This is a genomic window from Nonomuraea sp. NPDC049714, assembly GCF_044465295.1.
In the GTDB taxonomy this organism is placed as follows: Bacteria; Actinomycetota; Actinomycetes; order Streptosporangiales; family Streptosporangiaceae; genus Nonomuraea.
Map to the genome: position 1 here is coordinate 455,034 of NZ_JBITLM010000007.1, position 14,122 is coordinate 469,155.

A 14,122-nucleotide genomic window follows, 5' to 3' on the forward strand; every position below is an offset into this window, starting at 1 on the left:
CGTCAACCTTCTCCTTCGTCACGGGGAAGCTCGCGCAACACCCGGCGTATCAGGTCTCGTGACTGATCGGGGCCGAGAGCCCGAGCCACGAGCAGGTCGAGGACGCGAGCATAGGCCGACACGTCCTCATTTTTCTCCATGTAGATCGAGCCTTGCCGATATTCACACTACGCGACAGCGGGATCCGTCGTGAAGCGCAACAAATGGAACCCGCCCTGCATCCCCGGATGCGCGCCCACGTCGTAAGGGAGGACCTGCAACGTCATGTTGTTGAGCCGCGACACGTCGACCAGATGGTGCAACTGCTCGCGCATCGTTTCGGGACCACCCACGACCTGATGCAGGGCGGCCTCCCCGATGATGCTCCAGAGCCGGAGGGGTTCGCTCGCTGTGAGCTGTTCCTGTCGCTTGAGTCGTACGGCGACACGACGATCGATCTCGTCATCGGCCGGCACTTCGACCTCGGCCTGGATCAGTGCCCGCATGTAGCCCTCGGTCTGCAGCCGCCCATCGATCATCTCGGGATGCCACGTACGGATCTCTGTCGCTTCTGCTTCGAGGCCGACGTAGACCTCGAACCATTGCGGAATCGCTCCTGAGTACGCCTGCCACCAGCTCCGCTGGCGAGCCTCACGAGCAAGCGTCAGCAGCACCTCTCGCCGCTCACCCTCTACTCCGAACAACTCCAGCAGCATCGAGACGTCAGCAGGACGGGCGGCGGCCGAGGCGTTCTCGATCTTCGTAATAGTTGATGGAGCCACACCGACGAACTTCGCCACGTCATCGCGCGACTTGCCGGATGCTCGCCGCAGCTCCCTCAATTCAGCCGCGAGTCGTCTGCGCCGGACTGTTGGGCTCGTACGGGTCCGCGATCGCTGATTCTACGTGCACGATCGGAAGCCTAGCGACGCAATGGCGTGCGGGGTGGCGAGTGACTCATTTCCTGCAAAGGGCTCATGCGAGGCCGTCAGAGCTGCACGAGAATCCGAAAGGTGGTCGACGTGTCATGATATTTCCACTAATTCGTGGGTCCGGCCTGACCGTCATAGGCAAGCGCACCTTCGCGGGGGTTCCCGTCAGCGTCCGTCTGTCTCGCGACTGGCTCGCGGAATTGCTTGATAATTTGGCATCCCCGGCCCTGGCGGAGGTGACAATCCTCCTGCTCAGCGAAATCGCTACCAACGCCATCCTCCACTCGCGTTCGGGTGGCGGGGGTGGTCGCATCGAAGTGCGGGTGGCCACGTCAGAGGACCGCATCCTTGTCGAAGTGCTCGACGAAGGCTCTGATGCAACCAGGCCATGCATCAAGGCCCCCGCCGACACCGACCCGGGTGGCAGGGGGCTGGCGCTCGTCGATGCCATTTCTGCCAGCTGATAGAGCAGTTCGACGTGGAAGAGCAGCAACGCGTAAAGCACGATCTCGACGAAATCGGCAGGATCGTCGACCAAGGTCTTGACAAGGCCAAGACCAGGATCGAAGCCGAGGAGAGAGCGAAAAAGAAGGCGAAAGCCTGACGCTCATACTTCTTTGGGTTCAGCCGGTATCAAAGAGCTTCAGGTGTGGCCTTGATGACGGCGGGCTCCTCAAGAGGCGAAGGCCAAATTTGGAGGTAATGGTCATCGGTGGCGTCGTCCGTTCCCTCTGTGTCCATTCCCTTGACGTGATAGCGGACGCGGTAGGTCCCAGGGCCGGCGGGGAGGGGAGGAAGGAGACTCATCGGGAGATTGTCGTAGTTGAACCCGACCAGCGCCACCTGGCCTGACGCGGACGCGTAACTGATTTCGGCGATCTCCTCGTAGCCGGTCAGATCGGCTCCTGGATCCCGGTCGGCGATCGTCACCGTGAAGTTCGTCTGCCCCCACTGGTGCGTGGTCCACAGGGAAACGGAGCGCTTCGCAACCTGGATGTTCCCGACAGACCGCACCGGTTCTTCTGGATATTGATCCCATCCCTGATCTGCCAGATGTGCGGTGGCGCAGTCCTGTACATCGAATTCCAGGCGTACGGTGCAAGTCTTTTCGTCGCGCATGAGTGGGAAGCGTAGACATCTCCACCGACAAGATCCGCCTGGCGTGGGTTTCACTCCATGTAGTCGTAAGGTCACACACTTTGGTGTTTCGCCGGACAAGCGGGGCTTCGAGGGGTGAGAATGGAGCCGCCGCGTCGGTCAGCCCCATGGCCGGCGCGGCGAGCCGCGGACAAGCTGACGAGGTGGCGTGGAGAGGGCGCTGCCGGCAGGAGGCGTCGCCGACCCGGAATCGGTGGGGTGCTCCGTGAAGCGAAAAGTGCTGGTTACTGCGTGCCTACCTGGATCAGATCCCTGCGTCCTTTCGATGCTCTGGCTCTGCCTGGCGTCATCGAGCGTACGACCGACCTTCGTGAGGCGGAGCGCTTCATCAGGCTCTTCCACGGCGAGCATCCGACCGAGGGCGGGATGCACGCGCGCCTGCGTGACGTGGGGAGGGACATCGCCCGCCACGGAACCTACGTGCACACCTTCGAGGAGTTGCAGTTCGGGGCCCGGGTGGCCTGGCGCAACAGCAATCGCTGCATCGGCCGTCTCTACTGGAAGTCGCTGCGGGTGCGCGATCGGCGGGACGTCGCCGGTGCGGAGGGGGTGGCTCTGGAGTGTGTCGCGCATCTGCGGGAGGCCACCGGTGACGGCAAGATCAGGCCGACGATCACTGTCTTTCCGCCCGACGTGCCCGGTCGGCGGGCGCCGCGGGTGCTGAACGAGCAGCTCATCCGCTATGCCGGGCATCGGACCAGGGGTGGTTCGGTCATAGGTGACCCTCGTCAGACCGAGCTCACGGCGCTGGCCCGGGAGATGGGGTGGCGGGGCGGGCTGGGGCGGTTCGACGTGCTGCCGCTGATCATCGATCCCGGTCTGGGTGGGCCGCTGCTGTGCAACCTGCCGGGTGACGTGGTGCTGGAGGTGCCGATCGTGCATCCGGTGTATCCGTGGTTCGCCGACCTCGGGCTGCGCTGGCACGCCGTGCCCGCGATCTCCGGCATGTGCCTGGAGATCGGCGGCGTCTGCTATCCGTGCGCGCCGTTCAACGGCTGGTACATGGGCGCCGAGATCGGCGCGCGCAACCTGGCGGACACCGACCGCTACGACCAGCTTCCCGTGGTCGCCGAACGGCTCGGCCTGGACACCTCCACCGAGCGCTCGCTCTGGCGCGACCACGCGCTGGTGGAGCTGAACGTGGCGGTGCTGCACTCCTTCGAGGCGGCGGGCGTGACCATGACGGACCACCACACGGAGTCCGGCCGGTTCCTGACCCATCTGGAGCGCGAGGAGAAGGCGGGCCGCACCTGCCCTGCGGAGTGGTCGTGGATCGTCCCGCCCATCTCGGGCGGCGCGACCCCCGTCTTCCACCGCTCCTACGACAATCTCACCCTCACCCCCACCTTCATGCCGCGCCACTGACCTTGCGTCGCCGTCCTCCCCGCACCCCTCAAGAGGCCACTGACCTTGCGTCGCCGTCCTAGAACATGGTTCTGTTGCCTCATGGCCGAACTCGTACTGTCCTCGCTCGACCGAGGCGTGCTGACCCTCACGTTCAACCGCCCGGAGCGGCTCAACGCCTGGACCGACGCCATGGGGCGCCGATACTTCGACCTCCTGGCCGAGGCGGAGCGCGACCCCGAGGTACGGGCCGTCGTGGTGACCGGGGCGGGCAAGGGCTTCTGCTCCGGCGCCGACTTCGAGGCGCTGACCGCCATCCAGGCGGGCACCTACGCCGAGCCGCCGGACCCCCGGCCCGCCACCTTCCCCACCACGATCGGCAAGCCGATCATCGCCGCCGTCAACGGCGCCTGTGCCGGCCTCGGCATGGTCCACGCCCTGGTCTGCGACCTGGTCTTCACCTCGGAAGAGGCCAAGTGGACCACCGCCTTCGCCCGGCGCGGGCTCATCGCGGAGTACGGCCTGTCGTGGATCCTGCCGCGCGTGATGGGCCAGCAGAAGGCCATGGACCTCCTGCTGTCGGGCCGGACCTTCACCGGTGGGGAGGCCGTCGCGCTGTCGCTGGCCAACCGGGCCCTGCCGCCCGGCGAGCTCCTGGAAGCCGCCCAGGCCTATGCCGGGGACCTGGCCCGGCACAGCTCGCCGACGTCGATGTCCGTCATCAAGCGCCAGATCTGGTCCGACTGGACGACGAGCCTGGAGGAGTCGGCGAAGGCGGCCACCCAGGAGATGCTCGCCTCCTTCGAGCGCCCCGACTTCGCCGAAGGCGTGGCGAGCTTCCTGGAGCGACGGGACCCCGACTTCCCGCCGCTCTATGCCCCTGAGGACAGGCGGGGGTGAGGCGTCAGGACAGGCGGTGGGCGCCCTTCGCCGGGGTGGCGGGCAGGAAGCGGGGCGGCGTCCACGAGCGCTCGGCGTAGGCGGCGAGGACGGACTCGCGCACGCTGTCCAGCCGGTCCTCGCCGACCAGGGCGATCGCGGACCCGCCGAAGCCGCCGCCCGTCATCCGGGCGCCCTTCGCGCCGCCGCGCACGGCCGCCTCCACGGCCACGTCCAGCTCCGGTGAGGACACCTCGTACTGGTCGCGCAGCGACAGGTGCGAGGCGTTCAGCAGCGCGCCGATCTCGCTCGTGGCGCCCGCGCGCAGCAGCCCGACCAGGGCCTCCACACGGTGGTTCTCCGTCACGACGTGCATGACGCGCTTACGCTCGTCGCCCTGAAGCCGCTCCAGCGCGCCCGCCAGGTCGGTGACGTCGCGCAGCGAGGCGACGCCCAGCTTGCCGGCCGCCGACTCGCACTCCGCCCGGCGCTTGGCGTACTCGCCGCCGGCGTGCTCGTGGTGCACCTGCGTGTCGATGATGAGAATGCGCAGCCCTTGGGCGGCCAGGTCGAGCGGGATGGACCGGGAGCCCAGGGTGCGGCAGTCGAGGAACAGCGCGTGGCCCTCCTCGCACAGCGCCGAGGCCGCCTGGTCCATGATGCCGCAGGGCATGCCGACGAAGTCGTTCTCGGCCCGCTGGCTGAGCAGCGCGATCTCCATGGGGGTCATGCCGAGGCCGTGCAGCTCGTTGAGCGCCGAGGCGACGGACACCTCCAGGGCGGCGCTGGAGCTGAGGCCGGCGCCCTGCGGCACGTCGCCGTCGAGGGCGATGTCGGCCCCGCGCACCCGGTCGCCGAGCATGGCCAGGACGCCGACCGCGTAGCGGGTCCAGCCGGTGGCCTCCTCGCGGGTGGCCAGGGTGATGGGCTCGGTGGAGGAGCCCTGGAGGGACAGCAGGCGGATCGTCTGGTCCGGGCGCGGGCTCACGGCGGCCGTGACGCCCCACGGGACGGCGAAGGGCAGCACGAAGCCGTCGTTGTAGTCGGTGTGCTCGCCGATCAGGTTGACCCGGCCGGGAGCGCGCCAGACGGTCTCGGGGTCCGAGCCGAACGCGGCACGAAAAGCTTCAACAACGCGCATAACCCAACACTCCTCAACAATGGCCCGACCGTAGACTAGCGGCAACGGGCGGCGGAACGGCACGAGGAGGGCTGTGGAGGAGCTGCTGGATCCCGCGCTGGGCGCTGTACGGGTCTTCCTGGTGCACGACGACAACAAGGCGCGTAAGCTCCGCTACAACCTCGGCCCCGCCCGGATCCTCACCTTCGGCGGCGCCTACTCCGGGCACATCAGGGCCGTGGCGGCGGCGGGTCTGCGGCACGGGTTCGAGACCATCGGGGTGATCCGCGGCGAGGAGCACCTGCCGCTGAACCCGTCGCTGGCCCACGCCGTGGCCTGCGGGATGCGGCTCGACTACCTGGACCGGACGTCGTACCGGCTCAAGCACACCCCCGAGATCCAGGCGCGGCTGCGTGCGCGGTGGGGGGACGTGGCGATCCTGCCCGAGGGCGGGAGCAACGCGGCGGCCGTGCGCGGGTGCGCCGAGCTGCCGGGGGAGTTGCCCGGGGAGGTCGCCGGGGACTACGACGTGATCTGCTGCCCGGTGGGGACCGGGGGCACGCTGGCCGGGATCTCGGCGGGGCTGCCCGAAGGGAGGCGGGCGCTCGGGTTCGCGGTGCTGAAGGGGGCCGGGTTCCTGGTGGGGGAGGTGGCCAGGTTGCAGCGGGAGGCGTACGGGCGGGTCTGGTCGAACTGGTCGATCAACCTCGATTACCACTTCGGCGGCTACGCCCGCACCACACCCACTTTGAACGGATTTATCGCGAAATATCGGGTGGAGGGGGTGTACGTGGCGAAGATGTTGTACGGCATTCTCGACCTCGTACGGCAGGGCGCCTTCCCCCGCGGCACCCGGATCGTCGCGGTCGTCACCGGTCAGCCCTCGACCCCCGTCGCCGAGTGCGCCGCCCCCACCGGCTTGGACTCGGGTGAGCCGCGCTGGCGCAGATAGATGGAGAGCACCACCATCGACAGCACCGCCAGCAACTCCGACTGCCAGTTCTGCAGGCTCCGGTCCCAGAACTCCGGCGAGGTGACGTACGAACTCCATCCGATGGGATCGCGCAGGTCGGTGAGTCGCTCGGAGTTGTACGACGCCAGCCCGGCGACCGACTGCGCCAGCCACGACAGCAGGAAGACGGTCCCCATCGCCAGCCCCAGCGAGTTGCTGTAGAGCCTGAGCCGCCAGCCCTTCGCCCTGGCCCAGGCGGGCGAGTCGGCACTGGCGTGGCGGCCGATCTGCTGCTCCTCGTCGGACTCGGCGCCCTCCTTGCCGGGCTCCTTCGACTCCGGCGAGCCCCGCTGAACCATCCAGATGGTCAGCATGATGAACAGCAGGAACTGCAGATACTCCGACTGCCAGTTCTCCGCCACGTCCACGGCGAAGGAGGAGGAGGTCACGTACTCCAGATAGGAGATGGCCTGCCCGCCGTCCACGAGTTGCCGCTCGTTGTAGTGCAGCATGCCCGCCAGCCCCTGACCCGCCAGGCAGATCAGGAACAGCGTCAGGAACGTCACCGAGAGCGCGTTGTCCTTGATCCGGCTCATTGGTGCGCCAGCCCGATCAGGAAGAAGAAGACCAGGCCGATCACGATCACGGCCACGGTCAGGCCGAACACCACCCGCATCAGTTCTCCACCTCACACTCGTAGGGCAGATCGTGCACCGGCCGGCAACCGGCGGCCTTGACCCGCCAGCCGTCCCGGTAGTGACGCAGGAACAGGGTGTCGCCCGCCAGCCGGACCTGGGCCTCGTCGCCCCAGACGCTCACCTCGGTGACCGGGCCGCCGGCGCCCAGGTTCAGCTCACGCAGCGCTTCCGCGCAGCTCTGACCGGGATCGGGCAGTTGGTCGGCGGTCTGCTTCGCGAGCATGGCGCAGGCCTCGTCCAGCTGCTGGGAGGCGAGGGCGCTGTGGAACCCTTCGGCCGCGCGGGCCGGCCCGGCCGTGTCGACCGAACAGCCGGCGACCAGCACCGCGGCGAGTGCGACAGCGAGGGTGATCCGCATACGCTGCTGCTACCCATTCGAAGATCGGGCATGCTGGTCCGATGAAGAGGACCGATACGCCGACCTCCTGGGACGAGCGCACCACGCTGACCACCTTCCACGACTATGTCCGTGCGACGGTGATCCACAAATGCGAGGGGCTGGGCAGCGAGGACGCCAGAAGGACGCCCCTGCCCGCCTCGCCGCTGATGTCGGTGGCCGGCATCGTCAACCACCTGCGGTGGAACGAGCACTGGTGGTTCGAGGTGATGTTCTTCGGGGACGAGGACCGGGGGCCGTGGACCGACGAGGACCCTGACGCCGAGTTCAAGGTCGCGCTGACGATGCCGCTGGCACGCCTCCTGGTGGAGTACGAGGCGCAGTGCGAGCGCGTACGGGAGCGCATCGCGGGCGTCGACCTGGACACCCTGTCCAAGGGCAAGGACAGCAAGGGCGGCCACCTCACCCTGCGCTGGGTGATCGGTCACATGACCGAGGAGACCGCCCGCCACAACGGCCACCTGGACATCCTCCGTGAGCTCATCGACGGCTCCACGGGCGCCTAGCCGTAGTTGTCGACCTGGGCGGGAACGTGCCCGCCCGTCCGGGGACGCCCGCCTGGCGCCACCTGAGCCGCAGCCGGCGGAGGTGCGGTTCGGCGCAGGTACGAGCAACCCACGCGCTCCACTTCACAGCAGTGTTTCTGGCAGCAGCCTGAACGCCGGCACCTGGCGAGGGCGCATCAGCAAGAAGTCTCGACGGTCAAGGGTTGCGATATGTGTGATCGCGAGCCGCTCGGCGATCGCAACGACGGACACGTCGGCGGGATCGAGGCGTGCGTCCTCATACGTGCGGACGAATTCCGCCATTCGCCTGGTCGGGCGATAGCTGATCCACCAGGTGGTGAAGCTCCTCGTGCGCATGTCCGGCGCTCGTACCTGCGAGCGTACGTTGGCGGTACCGTCAACGACCAACCTCTCGCGGAACTTCACCTGGGGCAGGAGGTACGCCGGTTCGACCCCTCCAAGCGCCAGGGTCTGGGGTCGGCGTATCAGACCGCTCCTGGCAAGGGAATCGTCGTAGCGGAAGCCATTTCTCGTGCTCGCTCGGCGCAGTCCGATCAGCTCGCCGCCGCCCACGCCTACCTCGACCAACGGCTGGTCTCGTGAGCCACGGCGGGGTCCTAGCCGAGCTGGTCGAGCACGGGGGTGACCAGCTCGTTCAGCTCGCGCACCAGCACCGTCACCGCGCGTGCGGCGCTCTGCTCCACCTGGTCGTGCGGGCCTTCCGGCTCCGGTGGCAGGTCGGCGAGCGGCACCGGGACCTCGATGAGCAGGCTGGCCCGTACGAAGGGGTGCCGGGCCAGGTCCTGCTGCGTCGGCTCGACGTACTGGCCGAAGACCTCCTGCCAGCCGAGCCAGCCGCGGTCGCGCCACCAGGTCCGGGAGCTGGTGAGCTGCGCGGGCAGCGGGGAGGCGACCCTGATGCGCGCGTTCAGCGTGCCGTCCCAGGTGTTGCGGACGCAGGTGGCCTCCAGGACCCGCCGGTCCCAGCGCACGTAGCCCGGTGACAGCGACGGCGGCGTGGCGAGCCGCCACGCCGCGCAGGCGAACCTGACGGGCGCGATGTCGCCCCACTCGAACTCTTCGAGATTCTTGCGTACGTGCACGGAGAAGCGCCCGTCACGGTCCCTGTCGAACTCCTGGTCGATCCAGAACGCTTTTGCCATGAGGTCTACGCTACGGCGCGGCCCGCCCCACCCGTCGCGGGACTCGCGATATCCGGATAGCCCTGTGCTCGAAGTGGCCATATGTGTAGTTTTTTCACTTCAAAGCTATACAAGGAGTGGACACATGACGTCAGAACGGCTCGGGCCGGCCATGCGGAGTTGGGAAGCGGGAGATCTCGACGGGGCCGCCGCGCTGTTCCGGGAGGTCGCGGCCGCCGGCGACCCCGAGGCGTCACACCTGCTGGCCTGCCTCCTGCAGGACATGGGCGACCTGGACGGGGCCGAGGCCGCGCACCGGTCGGTGATCCTCTCCGACGACCCGGTGTTCGCCCAGCGCTCGGCCATCGCCATGGCGTTGATGCTGGTCAGCGCCTGCGAGTGGCCTGCCGCGCACCGGGTGCTGTCCATCGCGGCCGACGGCGCCGACTTCGAGGTGGCGGCATTGGCCGATACAGCGCTGGTGCTGGTCTGCACGGAGCTGGGCGACGCGGCGGGCGCCGAGGCGGCACTGAGGCGGGCGCGCCGCTGTGACAGCCCCGCCGTCGCGGAGCTGGCCGCCCACCTTGAGCTGCCGGAATTCGCCTTCCTCACCGCCGCCACGGCGGCCGAGCTGTACGAGGTGGCCGAGGACGAGGAGGACTACCGGCGGCTCCTCACCTGCGGCGACCCTGAGGTGGTGTCGCTGTCGGCGTTCAGGCTCTACCAGCTGTACGCCGAGGAGGAGGAGCACGAGGCGGCCCGCCAGGTGTGCGAGCACGCCGTCGCCGTGGGTCACCCCGAACACCTGGCCATGGCGTACAAGCTGCTCGGCGCGGCGCTGGCGAACCTCGGCGAGTACACCGAGTCGGCCGACGCCTACGCCAGGGCGGCCGAGGACCCGCGGCCCGAGCTGCGCCTGCCCGCGCTCCTGGAGCAGGCCAAGGTCTTCGCCCAGCTCGGCGACGAGGAGACGACCAGGGCGATCTTCCACCGGGTGATCGCCAGCGGCCAGCGCGAGTACGCCGTCCAGGCGCACGCCTGCCTGGCCCAGCTGCACACCGAGGCGGGCGAGGCGGCCCAGGCCCTGACCGCGTTGCGCGCCGTACTGGAGGCGGGGGAGTCGCCGTGGTCCTCCCCCTGCGTCACCCTGCTCGCGCTGCTGCTGGACCAGCACCCTTCGTCGTACGAACCCGCCATGGAGCTGGTCAGGGCGGCGGCCACGCACCCCGACCCCGACACCGCCTTCAAGGCGGCGCTGCTGCTCGACCAGGACGCGCGCCGGCGGCCCATGGCCGACCCCGCCGAGGAGCAGGCGCTCCAGGACGCCGACAGCGGGCTGGAGCGGCTGCGGGCCGGGGAGGTCGAGGAGGCCCGGCGGCTGCTGCGCGGGGCCGTCGACTCCGGCGCGGACACCCAGTCGATCAGGGCCATGGTGGCGCTGGCCGAGCTGGAGATCGGCGAAGGGGACCGGGAGCAGGCCGACGAGCTGCTCTCCTACGTCGCCCACGGCCTCGACGTGGCCCAGGGCTTCACCGCCGCCTTCCTCCTGCACCTGCTGCGCACCTCCGGCGACGACCCGCACCCGGTGCTGCGGGCGATCGTCGACCACCAGCGGCTGGGCCGGCAGGAAGGGCTGATCCGCTACCGCGCCGCGTTGGACCACGACCCGGCGAACGGCCTGGCCGCCGCCGTCTACGCCCAGGTGCTGGCGGCGGTCGGATACGACCTGTCGGAGGCGGCCAGGCTGTTCGAGTCGGCCGCCTCCTCCGGTGACCCGCTCGCCCTGTCCTACACGGCCGTGGTCTACAAGGAGCTCCTCCTCGGCCACGACCAGCGGGAACAGGCGATCGACCTCCTGCGCCGGGCACGCGCCCACGGTCACCCGGTGCTCGCGCCCTGGGTGGCGTACGGCCTGGCCGACCTGGTGGCCGGCGAGCCCGCTGCGGCACGGGCCGCTCACAGCGAGGCCCCGGCCCCTCACAGCAAGGCGCAGGATCCGTACGGCGAGGTGCCGGGCGTCTACGGCGAGGTGCCGGGCCCGTACGGCGGGGCGCTGGGGGTCTATGGCGAGGAGCGGGCGGCCTACGGTGAGGCGCGGGCCGCTTACGGGGAGGCGCTCGCGGCCGAGCATGAAGGGCTGCGCAAGGCGGCGGCGGCCGGGCTGCTGCAGGTTCTTGAGCGGCAGGGGGACCTGCTGGCGGCTGGGCGATTGTACGAGCGGCTGGTCGCCGAGGGCGACACGGCTCGCAGCGGCTGGCTTCTCGGTCTCACCCGGGTCCGGCTCGACGACGTCGAAGGGGCGCGGGCGGCCTTCGCCCTGGTGCCCGGCGACGATCCGGAGCAGGGGGAGGCAGGGCGCTACGCCAGGGCGCTGCTCGATCGGGACTTCGCCGTCGCCGCGCGGTCCCTCGCCGCCATCCCGGCCGACGGCGGGCAGTGGCTGGCGACCATGCTGGCGGCGCAGACCGCGCACGCGTGGCAGCGCGCCGGCGACCGGGCGGCCGCCGACGCCGCCCTGTCGCTCGCCCTGGAGGCGGGACACCCGGGCCTCCAGCAGGAGACGGCCTGCTACCTGGGCGCACTCCGCGACGAGACCGGTGACCGGCCCGGCGCGATCTCCGCCTGGGAGCACGCCGCCGAAGGCGCGGACGAGCCCATGGCCGCCCTGGCCCTGCAGAGCCTGGGCGGCGCCTGGCAAGCCCTGGAGCGGTACGACGCGGCGGCGCGGGCGTACGGCCGTGCGCTGGCCCTGAACCCGGCCGACCAGCGCTCCGCCCTCGGACTCGGCGAGGTCCTGGTGGCCGCCGGTGAGCTGTCCCAGGCCCGGGAGGTGCTCGACGAGGCCTTCGGCGACGCCGGGGCACTCCACCTCGCGGGCTTCCTCCGCGCCCACGGCCACCTGACAGCCGCCATCACCACCCTCACCACGCCGATCACGCCGACCGTCCCTCCCGGGGAGGCGACCGCGACTGCGGCCGAAACGGGCACCGACCCTGGAAGTGCGCCCGTGGCGGCGTTGACGGAGCTGACCGGGTCGGGGGCGCGGGCCGAGCTGTTGCTGGCGCTGGACGCGCGTGACGTGCCGGAGGTGCGCCGGCTGCTGGCCGAGGGGGCGACGGCGGAGGCGTTCGCGGAGGTCGTGGCCGTGGCCGGGGCGTTGGACGGTGCGGAGCCGGCCGAGGAGTTGTACAGGCTGGTGGTCGAGCTGGGCGAGTCGGCCGTGGCCGGGCGAGCGCGGGTCGCTCTGGGGGAGCTGCTCGTCCGTCAGGGGCAGCACTGCAGGGCCGAGCTGTGCCTGCTGCCCGCCACGCGGGAGGCGGAGAGCGCGGAGCCGGCCTGGCGCGGGATCGGGGTGGCGCGCACGCAACGCGGGGATCTGGAGGGGGCGGTCGAGGCGCTGACCGCCGCGATGCCGGCCGCCGCCGTACACCTCGCCGAGGTGCAGGAGGAGCGCGGCGACGTGAGGGAGGCGCGGCGGGCGCTGGAGTCGGGCGTGTCGGCGGGGGACCTGGAAAGCCTGCGCCACCTGCTGGTCCATCTGGTGCGGCACGAGGAGTACGACGCCATCCCCGGCACGGCGGGGCAGGCCGTCGCCAGCGGTGATCCGGAGACCGTGGCCATGGGGCACTGGACATGGGGTGAGGCGTGCCGGGCGGCCGGTGACCAGGACGGCGCGGCGGTGAGGTTCCGCGAGGCGATCGAGGCCGGGTACGCCGACGCGGTGCCGTCCATCCGCGGCGACCTGGCGCGGGCGCTGCGCGCGACGGGGGACGCGGCGGCCGCGGCCGAGCAGGCGATGCTGGCCGTGAGCTCCGACGACCCGGACGCCGCCGCGCGGGCGGGCTTCCAGCTGGGCTGCTGGCTGCACGAGGACGGTGACCCGCTGGGGGCGGCCGACGCGTTCGCGGCGGCGGTGCGGGCGCATCCGCGGTCGGAGGAGGCGGGGGCCGCGTCCGCCAACCTGGTGATCATCGCCGGGCAGGCCTGCGAGCGGGGCGAGCACACGCTCGCCGTGCGGATGCTGTCCAGGCTCGGCGCCGACGCCGCCGAACCGGCACGGCGGCTCGGCGGACTCTGTGCCGACCCGGCCGCCGTGCGCCGCTACTTCGCGCTGGCCGGCGCCGATCCGTACACCGAGATCGAGGTCGCCGGGCGGCTGGCGGAGCTGGGGGAGACAGGGGAGGCCCGGGCCGTGTACGAGCGGCTGAACGAGCACGAGGACGCCGACGTGCGGTTCGTCGCCGGCGGCAGGCTGCTGGAGTTGCTCGACGAGCAGGGCGAGACGGCGGCGTTCTACAGCCTGACCGAGCGCCGGGCGGGAGACGCGGACGGCCCGGCCCACGGCGTGTTCGGCAGCCTGCTCGGTCTGCTGCAGGAGGAGCGGGGCGACACCGAGGCGTCGCTGCGCACCCTGCACGCGGCGGCCGCGAGCGGCGAGCCGACCGCGCTCACCGTCCTGGCGCAGGCCCTGGTCGGCGACGGACAGGTGGATCAGGGCCGGCAGGTGTACGAGCAGGTGCTGGAGGCGGGCGACGCCGCCCTGGCCGCCAGGGCGATGGTGGCCCTCGGCAGCACCTTCCACGAGGAGGACGGCGTACGCGCCCGCGCCTGGTATCTCAGGGCCGTGACGGCGGCCGAGGGGCACGTCGCCGCGGTGGCGGCCATGCACCTGGGCGCGCTGGCCAAGCGCGAGCGTGACTTCCCCGAGGCGCTCGGCTGGTACCAGCGGGTCATCGACTCGGGCGACGCGGAGTCGGCCATGGCGGCGGCGCACCTCGGCGAGCTCTGCTACTGGCTGGGCGACCGGGACGGGACGCTGCGCTTCTACGAGCTGACGCTCAACCTGACGGACCGGCCCGGCCTCGTCGCCGAGGCCGCCTGCCGGCTGGGGGAGATCCGCTACGAGCACGGCGACCTGCCGGCCGCCCGACGGCTGCTGGAGCAGGCGGTCGCCACCGGCGACGACCTGTTCGCCGCCGAGGCGGAGGCGCTCCTCGCCAAACTTTGATTTCTAT

The 14,122-nt window shown here is 70.5% G+C and carries 13 protein-coding genes and 1 pseudogene; 7 read left to right on the top strand and 7 right to left on the bottom strand.

All coding sequences use genetic code 11. The features are described from left to right. Positions 1-2 precede the first annotated feature (2 nt). Positions 3-824 (bottom strand): annotated as a pseudogene (locus tag ACIBQX_RS28325) (helix-turn-helix domain-containing protein); the annotation flags it as partial. A gap of 182 nt (positions 825-1,006) precedes the next feature. Here ACIBQX_RS28325 and ACIBQX_RS28330 point away from each other — a divergent pair. Next, positions 1,007-1,375 carry an ATP-binding protein gene (locus tag ACIBQX_RS28330; protein ID WP_397009640.1) on the top strand — a complete coding sequence of 123 codons (369 nt, stop codon included), beginning with the start codon at positions 1,007-1,009 and terminating at the stop codon, positions 1,373-1,375. Positions 1,376-1,389: 14 nt separating this feature from the next. After that, on the top strand, positions 1,390-1,515 hold the full coding sequence (locus ACIBQX_RS28335) for a hypothetical protein (protein ID WP_397009642.1): 126 nt from the start codon (positions 1,390-1,392) through the stop codon (positions 1,513-1,515). Positions 1,516-1,544: 29 nt separating this feature from the next. Here the strand turns inward: ACIBQX_RS28335 and ACIBQX_RS28340 are convergent, their stop codons facing one another. Continuing rightward, positions 1,545-2,030, bottom strand: coding sequence for a hypothetical protein (locus tag ACIBQX_RS28340; RefSeq protein ID WP_397009644.1), 486 nt, complete (start codon positions 2,028-2,030; stop codon positions 1,545-1,547). A 270-nt stretch (positions 2,031-2,300) separates the two neighbouring features. Between ACIBQX_RS28340 and ACIBQX_RS28345 the strand changes: the two genes are divergently transcribed. Further along, positions 2,301-3,434: a nitric oxide synthase oxygenase gene (locus ACIBQX_RS28345; RefSeq protein ID WP_397009646.1), complete on the top strand. Its 1,134-nt coding sequence runs from the start codon at positions 2,301-2,303 to the stop codon at positions 3,432-3,434. Between the two features lie 81 nt (positions 3,435-3,515). Further along, positions 3,516-4,313 carry an enoyl-CoA hydratase-related protein gene (locus ACIBQX_RS28350; protein WP_397009648.1) on the top strand — a complete coding sequence of 266 codons (798 nt, stop codon included), beginning with the start codon at positions 3,516-3,518 and terminating at the stop codon, positions 4,311-4,313. Between the two features lie 4 nt (positions 4,314-4,317). On the opposite strand, the gene galK is transcribed toward ACIBQX_RS28350, so the two are convergent. Then, entirely contained in the window at positions 4,318-5,433 is a 1,116-nt protein-coding gene (galK, locus tag ACIBQX_RS28355) for a galactokinase (protein ID WP_397009650.1), read from the bottom strand. Positions 5,434-5,506: 73 nt separating this feature from the next. Here galK and ACIBQX_RS28360 point away from each other — a divergent pair, with 73 nt between their 5' ends. Beyond that, on the top strand, positions 5,507-6,364 hold the full coding sequence (locus tag ACIBQX_RS28360; protein WP_397009652.1) for a 1-aminocyclopropane-1-carboxylate deaminase/D-cysteine desulfhydrase: 858 nt from the start codon (positions 5,507-5,509) through the stop codon (positions 6,362-6,364). Here ACIBQX_RS28360 and ACIBQX_RS28365 read toward each other — a convergent pair. Together ACIBQX_RS28365 and ACIBQX_RS28370 are read right to left on the bottom strand one after the other, a co-directional pair. Continuing rightward, complete coding sequence (locus ACIBQX_RS28365; protein WP_397009654.1) at positions 6,289-6,960, bottom strand: DUF6766 family protein; 672 nt, start codon at positions 6,958-6,960, stop codon at positions 6,289-6,291. The two genes, ACIBQX_RS28360 and ACIBQX_RS28365, sit on opposite strands and share 76 nt — an antisense overlap. Before the next feature lie 79 nt (positions 6,961-7,039). Further along, positions 7,040-7,420, bottom strand: a complete 381-nt coding sequence (locus ACIBQX_RS28370; RefSeq protein WP_397009656.1) for a hypothetical protein — start codon at positions 7,418-7,420, stop codon at positions 7,040-7,042. Positions 7,421-7,461: 41 nt separating this feature from the next. On the opposite strand from ACIBQX_RS28370, the gene ACIBQX_RS28375 reads away from it, so the two are divergent. Further along, positions 7,462-7,965, top strand: coding sequence for a DinB family protein (locus ACIBQX_RS28375; protein ID WP_397009658.1), 504 nt, complete (start codon positions 7,462-7,464; stop codon positions 7,963-7,965). Positions 7,966-8,088: 123 nt separating this feature from the next. On the opposite strand, the gene ACIBQX_RS28380 is transcribed toward ACIBQX_RS28375, so the two are convergent. Together ACIBQX_RS28380 and ACIBQX_RS28385 are read right to left on the bottom strand one after the other, a co-directional pair. Continuing rightward, a complete protein-coding gene (locus tag ACIBQX_RS28380) occupies positions 8,089-8,538 on the bottom strand; it encodes a hypothetical protein (RefSeq protein WP_397009660.1) in 450 nt (149 codons plus the stop codon). A gap of 44 nt (positions 8,539-8,582) precedes the next feature. After that, the gene (locus ACIBQX_RS28385; RefSeq protein WP_397009662.1) at positions 8,583-9,128 is read right to left on the bottom strand and encodes a hypothetical protein; all 546 of its coding nucleotides are present in this window, start codon (positions 9,126-9,128) and stop codon (positions 8,583-8,585) included. 124 nt (positions 9,129-9,252) lie between these two features. Here ACIBQX_RS28385 and ACIBQX_RS28390 point away from each other — a divergent pair, with 124 nt between their 5' ends. Further along, positions 9,253-14,115, top strand: a complete 4,863-nt coding sequence (locus tag ACIBQX_RS28390; protein ID WP_397009664.1) for a tetratricopeptide repeat protein — start codon at positions 9,253-9,255, stop codon at positions 14,113-14,115. Positions 14,116-14,122 lie beyond the last annotated feature (7 nt).

What these genes read in the sequence shown, in the direction of transcription:
- ACIBQX_RS28370 (WP_397009656.1), bottom strand. Translation starts at nt 7,420, where the DNA reads ATGCGGATCACCCTCGCTGTCGCACTCGCCGCGGTGCTGGTCGCCGGC.
- galK (WP_397009650.1), bottom strand. Translation starts at nt 5,433, where the DNA reads ATGCGCGTTGTTGAAGCTTTTCGTGCCGCGTTCGGCTCGGACCCCGAG.
- ACIBQX_RS28385 (WP_397009662.1), bottom strand. Translation starts at nt 9,128, where the DNA reads ATGGCAAAAGCGTTCTGGATCGACCAGGAGTTCGACAGGGACCGTGAC.
- ACIBQX_RS28330 (WP_397009640.1), top strand. Translation starts at nt 1,007, where the DNA reads ATGATATTTCCACTAATTCGTGGGTCCGGCCTGACCGTCATAGGCAAG.
- ACIBQX_RS28375 (WP_397009658.1), top strand. Translation starts at nt 7,462, where the DNA reads ATGAAGAGGACCGATACGCCGACCTCCTGGGACGAGCGCACCACGCTG.
- ACIBQX_RS28340 (WP_397009644.1), bottom strand. Translation starts at nt 2,030, where the DNA reads ATGCGCGACGAAAAGACTTGCACCGTACGCCTGGAATTCGATGTACAG.
- ACIBQX_RS28350 (WP_397009648.1), top strand. Translation starts at nt 3,516, where the DNA reads ATGGCCGAACTCGTACTGTCCTCGCTCGACCGAGGCGTGCTGACCCTC.
- ACIBQX_RS28365 (WP_397009654.1), bottom strand. Translation starts at nt 6,960, where the DNA reads ATGAGCCGGATCAAGGACAACGCGCTCTCGGTGACGTTCCTGACGCTG.
- ACIBQX_RS28390 (WP_397009664.1), top strand. Translation starts at nt 9,253, where the DNA reads ATGACGTCAGAACGGCTCGGGCCGGCCATGCGGAGTTGGGAAGCGGGA.